Source organism: Massilia timonae (assembly GCF_001866515.1).
GTDB lineage: Bacteria > Pseudomonadota > Gammaproteobacteria > Burkholderiales > Burkholderiaceae_D > Telluria > Telluria timonae.
Genome location: NZ_JRYB01000001.1, coordinates 1461345 through 1480924, shown reverse-complemented (window position 1 = coordinate 1480924; position 19580 = coordinate 1461345). Strand labels below are relative to the sequence as shown.

Sequence of the window (19580 nt, the reverse complement as noted above, 5' to 3'; positions counted from 1 at the left end):
CGTCATCGCGCCGCGGGCGTCGCCGCCCGCTGCTGCCTGACGTGCTTCATGATGTTGAGGAAGGTGTCGGTCCAGTACTCCTGGCGATGCGCGGCGAGGAAGCGGACCAGCTCCTCGTGCGCCTGCGATGACACGCTCAAGTGGTCGCCGCCGATGCCGTGGAAGGTGAACGCGATCATGGTGCCGCGTTCGCGCGCCTGCTTGACCTGCGCAATCAGCTCGGCGCCGCTCGCGCCCACCGGCGCGATCGAGGCCACCCGGTAGGGATCGACCGCCGCCATCGAGGCCGGCACGCCGGGACCATTGCCGGCCTTGATCGCCACGAAGCGCGCGTGCAGCGCCGGCAGGTAGTCGCCGCCGAGGGCCTGCACGTCGAAGCAGGGAGCGGTATAGGTGCGCTCGCGGCGGCCGTCGATCGCGTTCAGGAACGTGTTGGCGAGCAGGACCTGGTCTTGCATCTGCTCGCGCGTGGTGGTGTCCAGGTCGCGATGCGGCGCGACCCAGGCGCGGTCCGGTCCCGCGCCGGAACATTGATGGAACAGGCTGTGGTTGCCCAGTTCATGGCCGCCCCTGGCCGCGGCGCGCCAGTCCTCCATGCGCCTGGCCACCGGCTCGCTGGACAGCTGCAGGAAGAACGTGCCCTTGATGCCGTAACGGTCGAGCGTCGGGATCGCGTTGTCGAGCTGGGAATCGAGGGCGTCGTCATACGCCAGGCTGACCGCGGCCCGCGCGCCGCCGGGCCAGGCAAAGGCGGCTTCCTGCGCATGCGCCGGGCTGGTGACGACGAAGGCAACGCCGGCCGCGAGCAGGGCGGTCCGGATGATGGCGCGGCCCGCGCGACGGGCAAGAAAGTGGTGCATCCATGCTCCAATTTGGAAACGTTACCATAACGTCAACCCGACTATAGCACCCCCGAAAAATCGGTGTCAACGAGGGAAACGACAGGACGCGCCTTCCTTCGGTAACCGGCGCTCACTCTAGGGCTGCACCAAAGTGTTGCAAAACTACGTCATACCCCCTTGGATATTCGGTTGACAATTTTTTTTCCTAACCCTAATATTCAGTCAACTTCATGGAAACGTTTCCATGTCTCGAACCAGGCAGCTTCGTTCCCCAAATGGTCGACAAGGCCAAGGAGCCGAGGACACATGAAACAGCGCGACGCGCACCGGGCAATCCACGCAACGAGGCCACCGGCACCAGCCGGCGGCCTCGTTGCGTCGCTTGGCGCGCCGCAGGTTTTCCTGGCCGGGAGGTGACCAGGCAAGGATGGATCAGCAGCGAGTAGCGAAAAACACGACGCATGCCGCAGTGCGTCCGATTTGGCGGAGACACCGTAGCTAGGCGACGGTCATATTTATAAAAAAACAGGAGAAGACATGTACTACCCGAAGGCGAAACAGACTCTGATCAGCCTGGCAGTTGCCAGCGCATGTACGGCATTCATCCCGGCATTCGCGCAGGACCAAGCGACCGCGCCGGCCGAAACCGCGACCAGCGCCCCGAACCAGGCACTTGACCCCGCCAGCAACCCCACCGGCTCGATCACCGGCCCGGCGCAGCCGGGCACCCAGACCGTCGTCGTGACCGGCCTGCGCGCCAGTCTCGAATCGTCGATGAACCTCAAGCGCAATGCGCAGGGCTTCGTCGACGGCATCGTCGCCGAAGACATCGGCAAATTCCCCGACACGAACCTGGCCGAATCGCTGCAGCGCATCTCGGGCGTGTCGATCGACCGCGAAATCGGCGAAGGCTCGAAGATCACCGTGCGCGGCGTGGGCCCCGACTTCAACCTGGTGCTGCTCAACGGCCGCCAGATGCCGGTCTCGAACCTGGGCGACCGCAACGGCCGCGCCTTCGACTTCGCCAACATCGCCTCGGAAGCGATCTCGCAGCTGCAGGTCTACAAATCGAGCCGCGCCGAGACCCCGACCGGCGGCGTCGGCGCGACCATCAACGTGATCACCGCGCGTCCGCTGTCGCGTCCGGGCATGCAGGCCAGCATCGGCATCAAGGGCGTGCACGACACCTCGGCCACCAACCTGCCGGACGGCCTCCAGCACGGCAACAAGGTCACCCCTGAAGTGTCGGGCATCTATTCGAACACCTCGGCCGACGGCCGCTTCGGCATCGGCCTGTCGGCCAGCTACCAGGAGCGCAACCTGGGCTACAACCGCGCCTCGGTGCCGAATGGCTGGAAAGGCCCGTTCCGCGGCGACGAGAACACCTGGGGCACGATCCCGCAGCCGGGCGCCCCGGGCTCTGAACTGATCACCAACCGTCCCGGCCCGAACGACCAGTACCAGGTGCCGCAAAACCTGAACTACAACCTCTCCGGCGTGCAGCGCGAGCGCACCAACGGCCAGGTGGTGTTCCAGTTCGCGCCGAACAAGTCGATCACCTCGACCCTCGACTACACCTACTCGGAAAACAAGATCCATACCCGCCGCAACGACATGTCGGCCTGGTTCAACTTCGGCCCGTCGTCGAGCAGCTGGACCGACGGTCCGATCGCCTCGCCGCTGGTGTACACCGAGTTGATCCCGGCCGGTAACAGCGACATCGCCATGGGCGCCTCGGACTTCGCGACCAAGAGCGAGAACAAGTCGCTGGGCTTCAACACCGTCTGGCGCGTCAACCCCGATCTGCGCCTGGAACTCGACGCCCACAGCTCGTCGGCCGAATCGACCCCGGACAGCCCATGGGGTTCGAGCAACGTGATCGGCACCGCCAGCTTCAGCCGCGGCAACACCACCGCCGACTTCTCGCAGGACTTCCCGGTCCTCTCCATCGACGGCGCCGACTTCCTGCGCTCGCCGCAACAGGTGACCGGCTCGGTGTTCGAGAACGGCTACATGAAGACCGAAGTCGACCAGATCCAGACCCACGGCAGCTGGAAGGTGATGGAAGCGTCCGAGTTCAAGTTCGGCGTCGGCGCCACCAAGGTCAAGTACCGCTCGGCGTTCTCGGTGCAGCAGCGCGACACCTGGGGCGGCGCCACCCAGGCATCGGACTACCCGGCCAGCCTGTTCACGCCGGACAGCCTGTCCAAATACTTCGACCAGATCGATGGCAGCGGCAACCCGAACCTGTTCAACCGCTTCCACACCTTCAACTTCGGCCAGATCCGCGACATCGTGGCGCAAGCCTCGGGCCTGCCGCAACTGTACCTGCCGAAGACCACCTACGACACCGACCGCCGCACCGAGGAAAAGTCGAAGAGCCTGTACCTGCAGTTCAACACCGAGTGGGATACCCGCTACCCGATCAACACCTCGGTCGGCGTGCGCTACGAGAAGACCGACGTCAGCTCGACCGCGCTGGTGCCGACCCCGGTCGCGATCAGCTGGGTGTCGCAGAACGAACTGCCGGTGGTGTTCGGCGAATCGGGCTTCACCACGCTGACCGGCAAGTACAACCACGTGCTGCCGACGTTCGACGCCGACATCTCCTTCCGTCCCGACCTGAAGGGCCGCTTCAGCTACGGCGAAACCATCGGCCGTCCGCGCTACGACCAGATCGCCGGCGGCCAGGTGCTCGACACCCTGGCGCGCGTCGAAGGCGGCACCGGTTCGCAGGGCAATCCGGCGCTGGAGCCGGTCAAGTCGAAGAACATCGACCTGGCCATCGAGTGGTACTACGCCCGCCAGAGCTTCTTCTCGGTCAACCACTTCCGCAAGCACCTGGACAACTACGCCGGCCAGTCGCAGATCATCGCCCAGCCGTTCGGCGTGCGCACCCCGGTCGGCGGCGCCTATTGGAACGCGGCGCTGGCCAACGGCTGCACGACCGCGGACACCACCTGCATCCGCAACTACATCTTCCGCAACTTCAACGGCCAGCCGGGCGTGGTCGCGGGTCCGGACAACGCCTCGGGCGACGCCACCGGCACCATCACGGCCATCGGCACCGATCCGATCGCGGACTTCCGCATCACTTCGTACTCGAACCAGCAGAAGGCGCGCATCCGCGGCCTGGAATTCAACCTCCAGCACATGTTCGGCAACAGCGGCTTCGGCATCCAGGCCAACTACACCTACGTGAACTCGGGCCTGAAGTACGACAACGCCAGCAAGGGCGAGCAGTTCGCGCTGGTCGGCCTGGGCGACTCGGCCAACCTGGTGGGCATCTTCGAGAACGACAAGTGGAATGCGCGCGTGGCCTACAACTGGCGCGACGAGTTCCTGTCGTCGACCTTCGACGGCCAGGGCCCGAACCCGAACTACGTCGAGAAATACGGCCAGCTGGACGTGAGCGTCGGCTACAACGTGAACGACAACCTGTCGCTGTCGTTCGAAGGCATCAACCTGACCGACGAGATCCAGCGCATCCACGGCCGCACCAAGAACCAGGTGCTGTTCGTGACGCAGTCGGGCCCGCGCTACATGCTGGCCGCACGCTACAAGTTCTGATCGGGCTTTGCCTGTGCCGTCGTTCGGGAGTAGACTTCCCGGATGACGGTATTGACGGCGGGTCGGCAACAGCCGGCCCGCCGTTGTCGTTTCACTGACACCCACTACAAGATAACGAGACATCCATGCCCAACATCGCCCTGCTGAACAATATCGAGCACAAGGACCTGCGCATCATCCACGGCCACCGCCCCGGCCTGGGCAGCGAAGTCGCCTGGGTGCCGACCTTCGCCGACGAATTCCGCTCGCTGCAGGCGCACTATCCGATCATCTTCCGCCAGCTGGACGACGGCGCCAACTACGAGGCGATCGCGCTGCTCGGCTTCCAGCAAGACGAGAACCTGTTCCTCGAGGGCGACCGCTGGGATGCGCCGCTGGTGCCGTGGCTGCACGAGCGCCTGCCGTTCTACATCGGCCGCAACGGCGACGAACTGATGATCCAGGTCGACCTGGATCACCCGCGCGTCAGCACGACCGAGGGCGAACCGGTGTTCAAGCCGCATGGCGGCAATACCGACTTGCTCGAAAAGATGAGCCAGACGCTGTCGAACATCCACAACGGCGTGCAGGCCAACGCGGGCTTCCTCGAGGCCCTCAAGCGTTACGAGCTGCTCGATGCCTTTGTGCTCGACATCGAATTTGACAACGGTGAAAAAGCCCGCATGAGCGGCTTCTTCACCATCCACGAGGAACGCCTGGGCGCGTTGGACGGCGCCGCCATCGCCGAGCTGCACGCGGCCGGCCACCTGGCCCCCATCTACTTCGCGCTGGCGTCGTTATCGCATTTCCGCGACCTGATCGACCGCAAGAACCGCAGGAACGCGCGCGATGGCGCCGGCCGCTAAGCCGGTCCCCGAGCTCACCGGGCTGCGGCCCGCCGACCTCGGCCCCGCCATCCTCGCATCCACCGAGCCGCTGCTCTTGCGCGGCCTGGTGGCCGACTGGCCGGCGGTGGCCGCCGCGCGCACGTCGCCGCAGGCCGCCATCGCCTACCTGCGCCGCTGGTACGTCGACGCCACCGTCAACGCCATGCTCGGCGCGCCCGAGATCGACGGCCGCTTCTTCTACAACGAGGCGTTGGACGGCTTCAATTTCCAGTCCATGCGGGTGCGGCTCGACGCCGTGCTGGACGAACTGGAAAAGCACCTGGCCAATCCAACGCCGCCGGCCATCTACGTCGGCTCCACCACGATCGACGGGGCGCTGCCGGGTTTCAGGGGCGAGAACGACGTCGACCTGGGCCCGCGCGATCCGTTGGCCAGCATCTGGATCGGCAACCGCACGCGCATCTCGGCCCACTACGACCTGCCGGACAACCTGGCCTGCATCGGCGCCGGGCGCCGCCGCTTCACCTTGTTCCCGCCGGGCCAGCAACGCAATCTCTACGTCGGCCCGATCGACCTGACCCCGGCCGGCCAGCCCATCAGCCTGGTGGACTTCAAGCATCCCGATTCCGAACGCTTTCCGCGCTTCGCCCAGGCGCTGGAACACGCCCAGGTGGCCGACATGGAGCCAGGCGACGCGATCTTCGTGCCCAGCATGTGGTGGCACCACGTCGAGGCGCTGGATGGCTTCAACGTGCTGGTGAACTACTGGTGGCGCCAGTCGCCGGACTGGATGGACACGCCCAACAACGCCCTGATGCACGCCCTGATGACGGTGCGCGACCTGCCGCCCGCGCAGCGCGCGGCCTGGGCCGAGCTGTTCCGCCACTACGTGTTCGAGGCCGATGCCGACACCGCGGCCCACATCCCGCCGGCCGCGCGCGGCCTGCTGGCGCCGTTCGACGACAATGCCTCGCGCATGGTGCGCGCGCAGCTGCTCAAGCGGCTGAACCGCTGATAAAAAAAGGCCCGCAGATCCTGCGGGCCTTTTGCCTGATGCTGGCGCGGTTTATTCGGCCGCGATCTTCTGCTTGTGCAGGTTGGCGTACTTCACTCCGTAGTACATGATGAACAGGTAGCAGGCCGCCGGCACCAGGAAGGAGATCTGCAGGCCGATGGTGTCGGCCAGGATGCCCTGCACGAACGGCACCACGGCGCCGCCGACGATGGCCATGCACAGGATGCCCGAGCCCTGGCCGGTGAACTTGCCCAGGCCATGCAGCGCCATGCTGAAGATGGTCGGGAACATGATCGAGTTGCACAGGCCCACCGCCACGATCGCCCACATCGCCAGGCTGCCCTCGGTGAAGGTCGCGGTCAGGACCAGCGCGATCGAACCGAGCGCGGTGACGGCCAGCGATTTGCCCGGGCTCACATAGCGCATCACGGCGAAGCCGATGAAGCGGCCGACCAGTGCGCCGCCCCAGTACATGCTGACGTAGCGCGCCGCGTCGGCGTGCGACAGGCCGGCGATATGCGGCTCGCCGATGAAGTTGATCAGGAAGCTGCCGATGCTCACCTCCGCGCCGACATACAGGAAGATGCCCAGCGCGCCCAGCACCAGGTGGCGATACGACATTGCGCCGCCCTTGGCGTCGACCGCCGCGGTGGTGTCGTCGAAGGCGATCTTCGGCAGGCGCGCCATCGCGAACAGCACCGCCAGCAGCGCCAGCGCGGCGGCCAGGCCCAGGTAAGGGCCTTGCACGGCGGATGCTTCGGCGGCCTTGTGCGCGGCCTGTTCGGCCGCCGGCAGCAGGGCCAGCTGGTCGGCCGAGAGCACCACGGTCGACAGGATCAGGATGCCGCCCAGCGCCGGCGCCACCGTGGTGCCGAGCGAGTTGAAGGCTTGCGTCAGGGTCAGGCGGCTGGCCGCGGTGCGCGCCGGTCCCAGCGCGGTGACGTAGGGATTGGCCGCCACCTGCAGGATGGTGATGCCGCTGGCCAGCACGAACAGCGCGAACAGGAACATGCCGTAGCCGCCGTTCGAGGCCGGGTAGAACAGGGCGCAGCCGGCGGCCGCGATCATCAGGCCGGTGACCGCGCCGTTCTGGTAGCCCAGGCGGCGGATCAGCGCGCCGGCCGGCAGCGAGACGATGAAATAGGCGCCGAAGAAGCAGAACTGCACCAGCATCGCCTGCATGTAGGTGAGGGTGTAGATCGACTTCAGGTGCGGGATCAGGACGTCGTTCAGCGAGGTGATGAGCCCCCACATGAAGAACAGGATGGTGACGATGACCAGCGCACCGGTGTGCTGGTTGTGTTCCCCGTCCACGGCCGCGCTGGCCACGGTGGGGTTCTGGATTGGGTTCTGCATGGAGTCTCCGTTTTATTGCAGAGTAAGGACGTGATCCGACAGCATAGCCGAAACCCCGCGCAAAGCGGGATACTGTTCGGTGATCAGGTAGGTCGGGATACGCGACAGATAGTCGCCAAGGCGCCCCTTGTCTTCGAAGCGCGCGCGGAACGCCGATTGTTCGAAGACGGGGCCCAGGCGCGGCACGATGCCGCCGCCGATATACATGCCGCCGGTCGCGCCGAGGGTCAGCGCGACGTTGCCGGCCACGCTGCCCAGGATGGCGCAGAACACGTCGACCGAGCCGCGGCAATCGCTCGACGACCCATCCAGCGCCGCCGCGCTGATGTCGGCCGCCTTGAGACGCCTGCCGGTGCGGGCCCAGTGGATCAGCTCCATGCCCATTCCCGACAGCAGGCGCTCGGCCGAGACGTGGCCGTATTCTCCCCACAGCGCTTCCAGGATCGCCACTTCGTCGCGGGTGACCGGCGCGAAGCTGACGTGGCCCCCTTCGCCGGATAGCGGGATCCAGCGCTCGCCCGCCGGCACCACGCCCGAGACGCCCAGGCCGGTGCCGGGGCCGATCAGGCCGATCGTCCGGTTCGGCAGCTCGATGCCGCCGCCGACCTGCCGGCGGCCATCCTGCGCCAGGTGCGGCAGCGACATCGCCAGCGCGGCGAAGTCGTTCACCATCAGCAGCGTCGTCAAACCCAGCTCCAGGCGCAAGGCCTCGATCGAGAAGCTCCAGTGGTGATTGGTCATCCTGATCTCGTCGCCCTCGACCGGATTGGCGATCGCGACCGCCGCATGGCGGACGGTGTCGACCGCCAGCCCGCGGGCGCGCGCGTTGGCCAGGTAGGCGCGCATCGCCGCGCCCAGGGTCGGGTAGCCGGAGGCCGCCAGCACCTCGACGTCGTCGAACCCCGCGCCCGGCGCCGACTGCAGGGCGAAACGCGCATTGGTGCCGCCGACGTCGGCCAGCAGCCGCAGCTCAGTCGCGACCTTTCGCGTCATTTCAGTTCGCCGCACTGCACGGCGCCTGCTTCCTTCGCCGCGCCGCCGGCGATCTCGATATTGGCGAAGGCGGCCGAGAATGCGGCGTCGCTGGTGACGGCGAACGGCGTATCGACCTTGGCCAGGTCGAGGCCCTTGGCCTGGAAGCACGACAGCGGAATCGCGACGGTGTTCTTGGCGCCGACGGCCAGGCGCTTGAACAGGGCGGTCGCATCCAGGTCGACGCTGGTCGAACCCTGGCGCATCGAGAGCGTCACCTTGCCGGCCGGGGCCTTGGCGACGATGGTGTCGAAGCGCAGCGCGCCATCCTTGACCGCCGCCGCGGGCAGCACGATGGCGCGTGCGCCGCGCGCTTCCAGCGTGGCCGGGCCGGTCCAGGCGCCCAGCTTGGCGTCCTGCTGGGTGTTGACCTGGGCGGTGGTGACGGTGATGTTCGGCAGCTTGAAGCTGGCGTTCAGGTCGGCGCCGAGCACGGTGGTTTGCTGGCCGGAGCGGATCGCCAGCGGATAGCTCAAGCGGTCGGCCTGGCTGAACACCGGGAAGGTGTTGCCGGCGCTGCAGCCGCCTTGCGGATAGCTTTCATCCAGCTTGCCCAGCCTGGAGCGGGTGGCGACCTTCAAGCCGTAGCCGTAGGCGAACAGCGGCGCGTAATCCTTGTCGCCGACGTTCAGCTTGATCTGGCAGGCCGACTTCGGCCACGAGAACGGCAGCACGCCGCGGAAGTCATGGCGCTGCTGGCCTTCGACCAGCAGGTCCGACACGCCCTTGCCCTCGGAGCCCGGCAGCCAGGCCGAGATGAAGGTGTCCGACAGATTCAGCAAGTCGTTGGCGAACACCGGACGGCCGGTGACCATGACGGTGACCACCGGCTTGCCCTTGCCGCCGACGGCCTTGAGCACGGCGAGATCTTCCGGATAGCGGCTGCTGTGGCGCAGGGTGCCCGATGGGTGGATGTCGCCGTCGCCTTCGGCATACGGGCGCTCGCCGATGACGGCGATCACGACGTCGAACTTCGACACGTCGACGCCTTTCGCATCCAGGCTGAAGGTGACGTTGTCCTTGCCGGCCGCTTCACGGATGCCGGTCAGGATGGTGTCGGCATTTTTGAAATCGGCATTGGTGGTGGCGGTGCCCTGCCAGGTGATCGACCAGCCGCCGCTCTGGTTCGACAGCTCGTCGGCGCTCTTGCCCACCACCAGGATCTTCTGGCCGCGCTTCAGGGGCAGGGCCGGGCCTTCGTTCTTGAGCAGCACCAGCGACTCGCGCACCGCCTGGCGCGCCAAGGCGCGCGCCTGCATCGCGTCGTCCTTGCCGGCATGGGCGTTCTGCATCGGGCTCTTGTCGAACAGGCCGGCGCGCAGCTTGACGCGGATGATGCGCGAGACGGCGTCGTCGATGCGCGACATCGGGATCTCGCCGGCTTCCACCTGCTTGATGGTGTTGGCGATGAAGGCCTTCCAGTCGTCCGGCACCATGATCATGTCGTTGCCGGCGTTGATCGCCTGGGCGCAGCTGTCGTTGCGGCAGCCCTTCACTTCGCCGATGCCGTTCCAGTCGGTGACGACGAAGCCGTCGAAGCCCATCTTGACCTTGAGGATGTCGGTCAGCGCGTACTTGCTGCCATGGAGCTTGCCGTATTCCTTGCCGCTGGCAGTGTCGGTCCAGCTGTTAAACGAGGACATCACGGTCTGGGCGCCCGCTTCCAGGGCCGGGAAATAGCCGGCGCCGTGGATGTTGATCAGGTCGCGTTCCGGGGTCTCGGTCACGCCGCGGTCCTTGCCGTTCTTCGTGCCGCCGTCGCCGATGAAGTGCTTGGCGGTGGCGATAGTGTTGGCGTCGTCCTTGAACACGCCCTGCATGCCTTTGACGTATTCGCCGGCATAGCTGCGCACGACTTCCGGATGCTCGGCATAGCTTTCGTAGGTGCGGCCCCAGCGGTCGTCGCGCACCACCGCGAGGGTCGGGCCGAACACCCAGGCGATGCCGGTCGCGCGCACCGCCCTGGCGGTGGCGGCGCCGATTTCGCGCATCAGCTGTGGATTGCGCGCCGCGCCCAGGCCGATATTGTGCGGGAATAGTGTGGCGCCCGGCACGTTGTTGTGGCCATGGACGGCGTCCGTGCCCCACACCACCGGCACCTTGATCGCCATGTCGGTCTTCATCGAGGCCTCATGGTAGGCCTGGGCCAGCGCCAGCCATTCTTTCGCATCGGCGGCCTTGTTGTTGTTTGGCCAGCTGCCGCCGCCGTTGAGGACCGAGCCGAGGTAGTACTTGGTCACGTCCTCGGGCCTGGTGGTCTTGATCTCGGGCTGGGTCATCTGGCCGACCTTCTGCGCCAGCGTCATCTTGCCGACGATTTCCTTGACCCGCTTCTCGATCGCCTCGTCCTTCTTGATGGCGCTGGTCACGCGCGGCCAGTCGGCCAACCTGGTGTCGACCGGAGCGGCGGCGCCGCAGACAGCCGGCAGGGCCAGGGCGATGGAAAGGGCCAGCGTGGAAGGACGAAGCTTGAAGGTCATGGGTTGTCTCGCTTTATTGTTCGTTGATGTTGAAGGTTCATTCCTGGCGCAGGAAGGAACCATACCATTTGCCGCTGTTCTTCAGGCGGCGCTGCTGGGTGGCGTAATCGATGTGCACCAGGCCGAAGCGGCGCTGGTAGCCTTCGGCCCATTCGAAGTTATCGAGCAGGCTCCAGGCGAAGTAGCCCTTGATCGGCGCGCCCCCGTCGATCGCATCCTTCATGGCGGCCAGGTGGCGCATCAGGTAGTGGCGGCGCTGGACGTCGTCGATCTCGCCATCCGGGCCGACGGTATCCTCGAAGGCCGAACCGTTCTCGGTCACGTACATCGGACCCGGGTGGTAGTCGTTCTCGATGCGGGTGAGGAGTTCGGTGAAGCCTTCCGGCGACACCGGCCAGCCCATCGCGGTGATCTCGCCGCTGGTGGTCGGCAGCACTTTCGCGTCGAGTGGCGCGTGGCCGGCCTCGTGCTTGATCACTTCGGGGAAGTAGTAATTCACGCCCATGAAGTCGGTCTTGACCGCGATCGCCTCCATGTCGCCCGGTGCGACGTCGGGCGCCGCGGCGCCGAACCGTTCGCGCGTGGCCTCAGGGTAGCCGCGGCCGAACAGCGGATCGAGGAACCAGCGGTAGCGCAGGCCGTCGTGGCGTTCCATCGCCGCCTTGTCTTCTTCGCTGTCGCTGGCCGCGCGCAGCGGGTGCAGGCTGACCGCCATGCCTACCTTCGCATCCGGTACGTTGGCGCGGATCAGCGGCACTGCCTTGCCGTGCGAGACCAGCACATTGTGCGCAACCTGCAGCGCCGCCTTGAGGTCGGTCTTGCCTGGGGCATGCCAGCCTTCGAAGTTGCCGATGATCGCCGTGCACCATGGCTCGTTGTGGGTGATCCAGTGCTTGACGCGGTCGCCCAGCGTGCGCGTCATGGCGTCGGCGTAGTCGAGGAAGGCGTCGATGGTGGCGCGGTTTTCCCAGCCGCCTGCGTCCTGCAGCGCCTGCGGCAGGTCCCAGTGGTACAGCGTGGCCCATGGCTGCAGGCCGCGTTCGAGCATGCCGTCGACCAGGCGCGAATAGAAGTCCAGGCCCTTCTGGTTCGGCTGGCCCTTCACGCCGGTGTAGATGCGCGGCCAGGCGAACGAGAAGCGGTAGGCGTTCAGGCCCATGCCGCGCGCGATGTCGAAGTCTTCCGGCCAGCGGTGGTAGTGGTCGCAGGCTTCGATGCCGCTGGAACCGTCGCGGATCGTGCCGGGCGTGGCGGCGAAGCGGTCCCAGATCGATTCCACGCGGCCGTCTTCCTGGCCGGCGCCTTCGATCTGGTAGGACGAGGTGGCGCAACCCCACAGGAAATCGCGGGCGAAATCGCTGCGCTGCGGCGCGGAAGGCTCGGGTCGGTTGGCAGTGGTCATGGTCTCGCTTCAGGTAAAGAATATGTTCTGATTAAATTTTGGGAAAGCTTACCAACACATTGGAAAGCTTTCCAGTCTGGCGCCAAAAAAATGGCCGCACGCGGCCGTGGGTGAGGCAAACATGCCTCACTCACTTTTACTTTTGCCTTTGCTCCCGGTTTTGCTTTTGGTGCTTTTCGCCTTGCCGCCGCCGACCCTGGCCAGCGACGCGCGCATGGTCACGCCGACCGGGAAGCTGCGCGCCACCGGGCGCTTCAGGTCATAGCAGCGGTTGAGCAGGGCGTTGATGCCGTTCTGCGTCATCTCGCGCCATGGCATGTGGACCGACGTCAGGCGCGGCGCCGAGAACTCCGCGCTCGGCGTGTCGTCGTAGCCGATCACCGACAGGTCGCGCGGCACGCTGATGCCGGCTTCCTGGAAGTAGGACAGGGCGCCGACCGCCATCTCGTCGTTGGCGCAGAACAGGGCGGTGCACGGCGTCTTCGATTCGACCAGGGCCTTGGCGGCATGCCAGCCGCCTTGCGGCGAGAAGTCGCTTTCGACCAGCCACACCTTGTCGGTGTCGACGCCGTTGGCTTTCAATTCGAGCATGAAGCCATCGATACGCGCCACGTTGTCGACCAGCGCGCTGGGGCCGGCGATGACGGCGATGTCGCGGTGGCCGTGCTCGAGCAGGGTCTGCGCCGCCAGCCTGCCGCCTTGCGCATGGTCGACCGTGAAGCACTGCTCCGGGATGTCCTTGAAGTCGTGGTTCAGCGCGACGATCAGGCGCCGCTTGCCGCCGAGGGCGGCGATGTCTTCGTCGAGCAGGGCGCTGCTCATCATGATCAGGCCGTCGCAGCCGCGCTCGATCAGGAACTCGATGCCTTCGATGGCCTGGTTGCGCGCGTCGCCCAGGCCGACGCCGAAGGCGACCACCATGTGCAGGCCGGCCGCGCGCAGCTCGGTGTCGATGATCTGCAGGATCGGCGTGTAGAAGGTGCCGGACAACACGGGGATGTAGACGCCGACCATCCGGCTGGTGCCGGACAGCAGGGCGCGCGCCGCGTGCGAAGGCCGGAAGCCCAGCTCGTCGATCGCCTTGCGCACGCGTTCGAGCGTGGCCGGCGATACCGAACCCTTGCCGCTGACCACGCGCGAGGCGGTGCCGAGACCTACTCCAGCCAGCCGCGCTACGTCCTTGATTGTCGCCACCTGCGATCCCTATTCAATAAATACGTCGATCAAAACAACCGCCAAGCATACTGCATCCGCGTGCGGATGGCACCCATCCTTCATAAACGCTGTCCATTTTTAGGATCGAACAAGGAAACACGGGTGGTGTCGATCGCGAAGCGTACCGCCTGGCCGGACGCCAGCGGCCGTCCATCGTGCTCGATGCACGACAGCGCCTGCCCGCCGCAGTCGAGCCACACCACCTGGTGGTTGCCCATCGGTTCGACCAGGGTGACCCTTGCGTGCAGGGGGCCGTTGTCGTCGACGTGGATGTGTTCCGGTCGCGCGGCCAGCGTGACGGCGCCGGCCGACGCGCCGCCCGTAAGTGGCAGCGTCACTGCGCCGGCATTGAAGCGGCCCCGCGCATCGACGCTGCCGTCAATAAAATTCATCGAGGGCGAACCGAGGAAGCCGGCCACGAAGCGGTTGGCGGGCGTGTCGTAGACCTCGGCCGGGGTGCCGATCTGCTGGATGCGGCCGCCCTGCATCACCACGATGCGGGTCGCGAGCGTCATCGCCTCGGCCTGGTCGTGGGTCACGTAGATCATGGTCGAACCGAGCGTCTGGTGCAGCATCTTGAGTTCGCGGCGCAGTTCGGCGCGCAGCTTGGCGTCGAGGTTCGACAGCGGTTCGTCGAACAGGTAGACGCCGGCTTCGCGCACCAGCGCGCGCCCGATCGCCACGCGCTGGCGCTGGCCGCCCGAGAGTTGGGACGGCTTGCGATCGAGCAGGGCGTCGAGCTGCAGCATCTCGGCCGTCTTGCGCACGCGGCGCGCGACTTCCGCCTTCGGCGTGCCGGCGATCTTGAGGCCGAACGACATATTCTTTTCGACCGTCATGGTCGGATACAGCGCATACGACTGGAACACCATGCCGATCCCGCGCTCGCTCGGGTCGGCGTAGCTCATGTCGCGCCCGCCGATCTCGATCGCGCCGCCGGACAGGTCGATCAGGCCGGCGATGCTGTGCAACAGGGTCGACTTGCCGCAGCCAGAAGGGCCGAGCAGCACGAGGAATTCGCCCGGCTCGATCTGCAAATCGAGATCTCGAATGATCTCGTTGCTGCCGCGGGTGATGCACAGTTTGCGCAGGTGGACGTTCGACATATCGAGTTTTAACCCTAGCCTTTCACGGCGCCGGCGGCGATGCCGCGCACGAACCAGCGTCCGGAGATGAAGTAGATCGCCAGCGGCACCGCGGCCGTCAGGATGGTCGCGGCCATGTTGACGTTGTACAGGCGGGTGCCGGTGGTGGTGTTGATCACATTGTTCAGCTGGACCGTCATGGGAAGGTTCTCGCGGCCGGCGAACACCAGGCCCAGGATGTAGTCGTTCCAGACGCCGGTGACCTGCATGATCGCGGCCACGACGATGATCGGCAACGACATCGGCAGCATCACCTGGATAAAGATGCGCCAGAAGCCGCCGCCGTCGATGCGCGCGGCCTGGAACAGCTCGTGCGGCACCGAGGCATAGTAGTTGCGGAACAGGAGGGTCATGAGCGGCATGCCGAAGATGACGTGCACCACCACGATCGCCGGCAGCGAACCGAACACGCCGGCATGCGCCATCATCCACACGAGCGGATAAATCATGACCTGCACCGGGATGAAGGCGCCGGCCAGCAGCACGCCGAACAGCAGGTTGGCGCCGCGCGGGCGCCAGAACGACAGCGCATAGCCATTGACGGCGCCGAGCAGGATCGGGATCACGGTGCTGGGCACGGCGATCGCCACCGAATTCCAGAAACCGTGGCTGACCGCGCCCCAGGCCGCGCGCCATGGCTCGAGCGTGGCGGCAGCGGGCAGGGCGAACACATTGCCCGTCCTGATCTCTTCCATCGGCTTGAACGAGGTGATGATCATGACGTACAGCGGCAGCAAAAAGAACAGGGCGGCGCTGAACAGGAAGGCGTAGACGCCCAGGCGCGCCGGCGTGAACAGGCGCTTGCGGCGCGCGGCTTGGGCGGGGTGGCTGGACATGGGCGGCGCGATCGCCTGCAGCGAATGGTGGCTCACGCGTGGCCTCCGTTCAGGCGCGCGCGGCGGCTGCGGGCATAGGCGTAGGGCGCGAGCAGGGCCAGCACCGGGATCAGGAGCGTCACCGCGCCGGCCGAGGCCAGGCCGACGTTCGAGCGCAGGAACAGGTGGTCCATGATGAACTTGGCCGGCACTTCGCTGGCGATGCCGGGGCCACCCTGGGTCATCGCGACCACGGCGTCGAACAGTTTCACGACCGCGGTGGACAGCAGCAGGAACACGGTGGCGACCGACGGGCCGAGCATGGGCAGGACGATCTGCAGATACACGCGCCAGGCTGGGATGCCGTCCAGGCGCGCGGCTTTATAGATTTCGGGATCGATGCCGCGCAGGCCGGCCAGCATCAGCGCCATCACCAGGCCCGAGGCTTGCCACACGGTGGCGATGACGACGGTGTAGATCACCAGGTCCTGGTGCACGATCCAGTCGAACGAGAAGCCGTCAAAACCCATGCGGCGCACGGCGCCTTCGATGCCGCTGCCGGGCGCCAGCAGCCATTGCCATACGAGGCCGGTGGCGATGAAGGACATCGCGTAGGGGTAGAGGAACACGGTGCGCAGCAGGCCTTCGCCCTTGACGTTCTGGTCGATGAAGACGGCCAGCAGGAAGCCGATCACCATGCAGGCGAGGATGAAGGCGACGCCGTAGACGGCGAGGTTGTGCAGGGACAGCAGCCAGCGCTCGTTGTCGAACAGGCGCACGTACTGCGCCGCGCCGATGAAGGTATCGGACGGGAAGGTGCGCGAGGCCGTGAACGAGGTGCGCAAGGTCCACAGCGCGCCGCCGATGTAGGCGCCCAGCACCACCAGCGCCATCGGCAGGAGGGCGAAGTGAGGCGTGAGGCGGACGTGGAGGCGTTGGGCGAGCATGGCGTCAGTATTTGAGGGCGTTGGCGATGCTGCGTTGGACTTTATCCACCTTGATGTCCATGTTCCAGTAGGCGGTGAGGATGTCCTGCATGGCGCCGTTCTGGTCCGGGGTCAGGTAGACCTCGGTGACGCCCAGCTGGCGGCTGCGGTCCTTGACGATCTCGATGCCCTTTTGCGCGCACAGGTCGAGCTGCGACGCATCGGCATCAAGACGCACCGGGATCGAGCCTTTCAGTTTGCTGAAGGAGACTTGCAGCTCGGGCTGCGACACGACGTTGGCCAGCAGTTGTTGGGCCTTGATCGCCTCCATCTTGTTCGTGCGCGGGAAGACGAAGACGTCGCCCTGCATCAGGTAGGGCGTGTCGGGCTTGAGCCCGGGGATGCAGCCATAGTGCTGGCCGGGCAGCTGGCCGGCATTGGTGAACTCGCCCTTGGCCCAGTCGCCCATCACCTGGAAGCCGGCGCGGCCAGCGATGAGCATCGCGGTGGCGTCGTTCCAGTTACGGCCCGGCGAGCCGGGATCGACATAGGACTTCATGCGCTTGAAGGTGAGCAGCACGTTGCGAAACTGCGGTGAGAGGATGGTGGCCTGGTCGCGGTCGCGGATCACTTTCAGGTACAACTCTCGGCCGCCGATATTGGCCAGCAGGGCGGAGAACAGCACGGTCTCTTGCCATGACTGGCCGCCGTGGGCCAGCGGCACCAGGCCGGCGGCCTTCAATTTATCCAGGGCGGCGAACAGCTCATCGATGCTGGCCGGCTCCTTGTCGATGCCGGCCTTCTGGAAGGCGGCCTTCGAGTACCAGATCCAGGTCTGCATGTGGATGTTGAGCGGCACCGCGTAATAGTGGCCGTCGTGCTTGATCACGTCGATCAGCGGCTCGGGCAGGATGCGGTCCCAGTCCTGGGCCTTGGCGACCAAGTCGACGTTGTTGAGCATGTCCTGCTCGATGACGTCGGTGAACTGCTTGGAGGTGTTGAACTGGGCGGCGGTGGGTGGGTTGCCGCCGATGATGCGGTTGATGGTGACGGCGCGCGACTGGTCGCCGCCGGCGATGGCGCTGTCGATCCAGACGCCACCGGCGGCGCGGTAGGCCTGGGCGACCTGCATGACGGCGCTTGATTCGCCACCGGAGGTCCACCAGTGGATGACTTCCGCCTTGGGCGCGGCAGCGTTGGCCAGTGCGATGCCTGGCGCGAAAGCAGCGGCGCACAGCCATGCGCAGGCTGCAGCCAGGTTGCGGGGTGTGACCATCTTGTCTCCATTGGTGCCGTTATTGTTTTGGTAAGTTTGGAAACGTTACCATCGGCTTGGCCCGACTATAGCACCGGGTTAATTCTCGGTCAAACTAATCTTGCATTATGTTATTTTGACACGAATCTTCAGGGAAACTTCACGTTATACATTGCTGCGCGCTGATATTTACGGGGATACTCGCGAGAGATCGTGGGCCTCGTCGTCAGGCGGGCGCCTTCACCATAATAATTAGCTTGAGACAGTCAGATGCACAGTGCAATGAGTACCACCGAAATCTTCCTGATCGCGATGTTGCTGATCTTTGCCGTGCCTTACCTCATCTGGCGGCTTGGCAATACCGATTACTGGGCGCCGCTGGTCGTCGTGCAGATCATCACCGGTGTGTTGCTGGGGCCTGGCGTGTTGGGCAAGGCATATCCGGAGTACTACAGCTTCGTTTTCAATCCGCAGGTTATTCAGACTCTCAACGGGATTGCCTGGTGGGCGGTCATGATCTTCGTGATGCTGGCGGGGATCGAGCTCGATCTCAAGAAGGCGTGGGAGCATCGGCGCGAGAGCAGCATTACGGCCGGACTGGCGCTTGGGGTGCCGTTGGTGTTCGGTAGTGTCGTTGCGGTGGGCATGCTCGGCTATTCCGGATGGATCGGGGCTGAGGCGCAAAGCTGGCAGTTCGTGCTTGGGGTAGGCATGGCGTGTGCGGTGACGGCGTTGCCGATCCTGATTCTGCTGATGGAGAAGCTGGACATCCTGCGGCAGCCGCTGGGGCAGCGCATCTTGCGGTATGCCAGCCTGGACGATATCGCGATCTGGGGTGTGCTGGCGCTGATCCTGCTCGACTGGGAGCGGGTGGGGCGGCAGCTGGGATTCTTCCTGGTCTTTATCGTCGCGACCAGGCTGTTCCGGCGCTTGATGGTGAGTATTCCCGAGCGGGATCGGTGGTTCGTGATGCTGGTGTGGCTGATTGTCTGCGGGTTTGCTGCCGACTGGGCCGGGTTGCACTATATGGTGGGGGCATTCCTCGCCGGCGCCGTCATGGATGCAGACTGGTTCGACCAGGAGAAACTCGATTTCCTGCGCCATAACGTATTGCTGGTATTGATGCCTGTGTTCTTCTTGAGCACCGGCTTGCGCACCAATTGGGCAGTGGGAGGGGCGGCGGTGTTCGTCGTGGCGGCCGTCCTGCTGGCGGCGTCGGTGTCGGGCAAGTTGGTGGGCGTGCGGATCGCCGGTCGCATTCTCGGGTGGAGCAAGGAAGAAGCCTCGATCATCGGCTGGCTGCTGCAGACCAAGGCGCTGATCATGATCATCTTTGCAAATATCCTGCTCGACAAGGGCGTCATTACCAGCGAGACGTTTACCGCGTTGCTGCTGATGGCGATTGGCAGCACGATGTTGACCGTGCCTATGGTATATCCGAAGCTGCGGCACCGCATGGCGCTGTCGCTCAAGGCGAGGTAGGCGGACCGCGAAAAACAAAAAGCCCAGTCTGGAGGACTGGGCTTTTTGCTGAATGACTGGTGCCGACTGCAGGACTCGAACCCGCCACCTGATGATTACAAATCAGAATCGGCACCCCCGCCGTGTTGCGTTACCAACGCCCCGCGTGAGCGGGGCTGGTGTTGCTTTTGGTTTGTTCTGATGTTGCTTTAAGACCTTCACACGACAACACAAATGCG

14 protein-coding genes are annotated in these 19580 nt (G+C 65.4%); 4 read left to right on the top strand and 10 right to left on the bottom strand.

Annotated elements, in window-relative coordinates; all coding sequences use genetic code 11:
* Positions 1–2: 2 nt before the first annotated feature.
* Positions 3–860: a polysaccharide deacetylase family protein gene (locus LO55_RS06400; RefSeq protein WP_071360856.1), complete on the bottom strand. Its 858-nt coding sequence runs from the start codon at positions 858–860 to the stop codon at positions 3–5.
* 519 nt (positions 861–1379) lie between these two features.
* Between LO55_RS06400 and LO55_RS06395 the strand changes: the two genes are divergently transcribed.
* The 3 genes from LO55_RS06395 to LO55_RS06385 all read left to right on the top strand — a co-directional run bounded on the left by LO55_RS06395 (position 1380) and on the right by LO55_RS06385 (position 6254).
* Complete coding sequence (locus tag LO55_RS06395) at positions 1380–4412, top strand: TonB-dependent receptor (protein WP_071360855.1); 3033 nt, start codon at positions 1380–1382, stop codon at positions 4410–4412.
* A gap of 125 nt (positions 4413–4537) precedes the next feature.
* Positions 4538–5257 (top strand): SapC family protein, encoded by a 720-nt coding sequence (locus LO55_RS06390; RefSeq protein ID WP_071360854.1) that lies wholly within the window; start codon positions 4538–4540, stop codon positions 5255–5257.
* Positions 5241–6254: a cupin-like domain-containing protein gene (locus LO55_RS06385; RefSeq protein WP_071360853.1), complete on the top strand. Its 1014-nt coding sequence runs from the start codon at positions 5241–5243 to the stop codon at positions 6252–6254. Before LO55_RS06390 ends, LO55_RS06385 begins: the two co-directional genes overlap by 17 nt.
* A gap of 51 nt (positions 6255–6305) precedes the next feature.
* On the opposite strand, the gene LO55_RS06380 is transcribed toward LO55_RS06385, so the two are convergent.
* From LO55_RS06380 to LO55_RS06340, 9 genes are all read right to left on the bottom strand, one after another.
* Positions 6306–7610, bottom strand: a complete 1305-nt coding sequence (locus LO55_RS06380) for a sugar MFS transporter (RefSeq protein WP_071360852.1) — start codon at positions 7608–7610, stop codon at positions 6306–6308.
* Positions 7611–7622: 12 nt separating this feature from the next.
* Positions 7623–8603, bottom strand: a complete 981-nt coding sequence (locus LO55_RS06375; RefSeq protein ID WP_071360851.1) for a glucokinase — start codon at positions 8601–8603, stop codon at positions 7623–7625.
* The gene (locus LO55_RS06370) at positions 8600–11122 is read right to left on the bottom strand and encodes a glycoside hydrolase family 3 protein (RefSeq protein WP_071360850.1); all 2523 of its coding nucleotides are present in this window, start codon (positions 11120–11122) and stop codon (positions 8600–8602) included. Before LO55_RS06370 ends, LO55_RS06375 begins: the two co-directional genes overlap by 4 nt.
* Positions 11123–11159: 37 nt before the next feature.
* Positions 11160–12524 carry a GH1 family beta-glucosidase gene (locus LO55_RS06365; RefSeq protein ID WP_071360849.1) on the bottom strand — a complete coding sequence of 455 codons (1365 nt, stop codon included), beginning with the start codon at positions 12522–12524 and terminating at the stop codon, positions 11160–11162.
* Positions 12525–12650: 126 nt separating this feature from the next.
* Entirely contained in the window at positions 12651–13718 is a 1068-nt protein-coding gene (locus LO55_RS06360; RefSeq protein ID WP_005663783.1) for a LacI family DNA-binding transcriptional regulator, read from the bottom strand.
* A gap of 80 nt (positions 13719–13798) precedes the next feature.
* Positions 13799–14845: an ABC transporter ATP-binding protein gene (locus tag LO55_RS06355; RefSeq protein ID WP_071360848.1), complete on the bottom strand. Its 1047-nt coding sequence runs from the start codon at positions 14843–14845 to the stop codon at positions 13799–13801.
* 14 nt (positions 14846–14859) lie between these two features.
* Positions 14860–15720 carry a carbohydrate ABC transporter permease gene (locus tag LO55_RS06350; protein ID WP_071363698.1) on the bottom strand — a complete coding sequence of 287 codons (861 nt, stop codon included), beginning with the start codon at positions 15718–15720 and terminating at the stop codon, positions 14860–14862.
* A gap of 32 nt (positions 15721–15752) precedes the next feature.
* Positions 15753–16646 carry a carbohydrate ABC transporter permease gene (locus tag LO55_RS06345; protein ID WP_005663778.1) on the bottom strand — a complete coding sequence of 298 codons (894 nt, stop codon included), beginning with the start codon at positions 16644–16646 and terminating at the stop codon, positions 15753–15755.
* A 4-nt stretch (positions 16647–16650) separates the two neighbouring features.
* Complete coding sequence (locus tag LO55_RS06340; RefSeq protein ID WP_083415207.1) at positions 16651–17901, bottom strand: ABC transporter substrate-binding protein; 1251 nt, start codon at positions 17899–17901, stop codon at positions 16651–16653.
* Positions 17902–18162: 261 nt separating this feature from the next.
* Between LO55_RS06340 and LO55_RS06335 the strand changes: the two genes are divergently transcribed.
* The gene (locus LO55_RS06335; RefSeq protein WP_370659595.1) at positions 18163–19362 is read left to right on the top strand and encodes a cation:proton antiporter; all 1200 of its coding nucleotides are present in this window, start codon (positions 18163–18165) and stop codon (positions 19360–19362) included.
* The last annotated feature ends 218 nt before the right edge of the window (positions 19363–19580 follow it).

Bases quoted from the DNA above. Each gene is read 5' to 3' on its own strand.
- LO55_RS06370 (WP_071360850.1), bottom strand. From the start codon at position 11,122: ATGACCTTCAAGCTTCGTCCTTCCACGCTGGCCCTTTCCATCGCCCTG.
- LO55_RS06335 (WP_370659595.1), top strand. From the start codon at position 18,163: ATGAGTACCACCGAAATCTTCCTGATCGCGATGTTGCTGATCTTTGCC.
- LO55_RS06385 (WP_071360853.1), top strand. From the start codon at position 5,241: ATGGCGCCGGCCGCTAAGCCGGTCCCCGAGCTCACCGGGCTGCGGCCC.
- LO55_RS06375 (WP_071360851.1), bottom strand. From the start codon at position 8,603: ATGACGCGAAAGGTCGCGACTGAGCTGCGGCTGCTGGCCGACGTCGGC.
- LO55_RS06390 (WP_071360854.1), top strand. From the start codon at position 4,538: ATGCCCAACATCGCCCTGCTGAACAATATCGAGCACAAGGACCTGCGC.
- LO55_RS06365 (WP_071360849.1), bottom strand. From the start codon at position 12,524: ATGACCACTGCCAACCGACCCGAGCCTTCCGCGCCGCAGCGCAGCGAT.
- LO55_RS06395 (WP_071360855.1), top strand. From the start codon at position 1,380: ATGTACTACCCGAAGGCGAAACAGACTCTGATCAGCCTGGCAGTTGCC.
- LO55_RS06355 (WP_071360848.1), bottom strand. From the start codon at position 14,845: ATGTCGAACGTCCACCTGCGCAAACTGTGCATCACCCGCGGCAGCAAC.
- LO55_RS06380 (WP_071360852.1), bottom strand. From the start codon at position 7,610: ATGCAGAACCCAATCCAGAACCCCACCGTGGCCAGCGCGGCCGTGGAC.
- LO55_RS06350 (WP_071363698.1), bottom strand. From the start codon at position 15,720: ATGTCCAGCCACCCCGCCCAAGCCGCGCGCCGCAAGCGCCTGTTCACG.
- LO55_RS06345 (WP_005663778.1), bottom strand. From the start codon at position 16,646: ATGCTCGCCCAACGCCTCCACGTCCGCCTCACGCCTCACTTCGCCCTC.
- LO55_RS06340 (WP_083415207.1), bottom strand. From the start codon at position 17,901: ATGGTCACACCCCGCAACCTGGCTGCAGCCTGCGCATGGCTGTGCGCC.
- LO55_RS06400 (WP_071360856.1), bottom strand. From the start codon at position 860: ATGCACCACTTTCTTGCCCGTCGCGCGGGCCGCGCCATCATCCGGACC.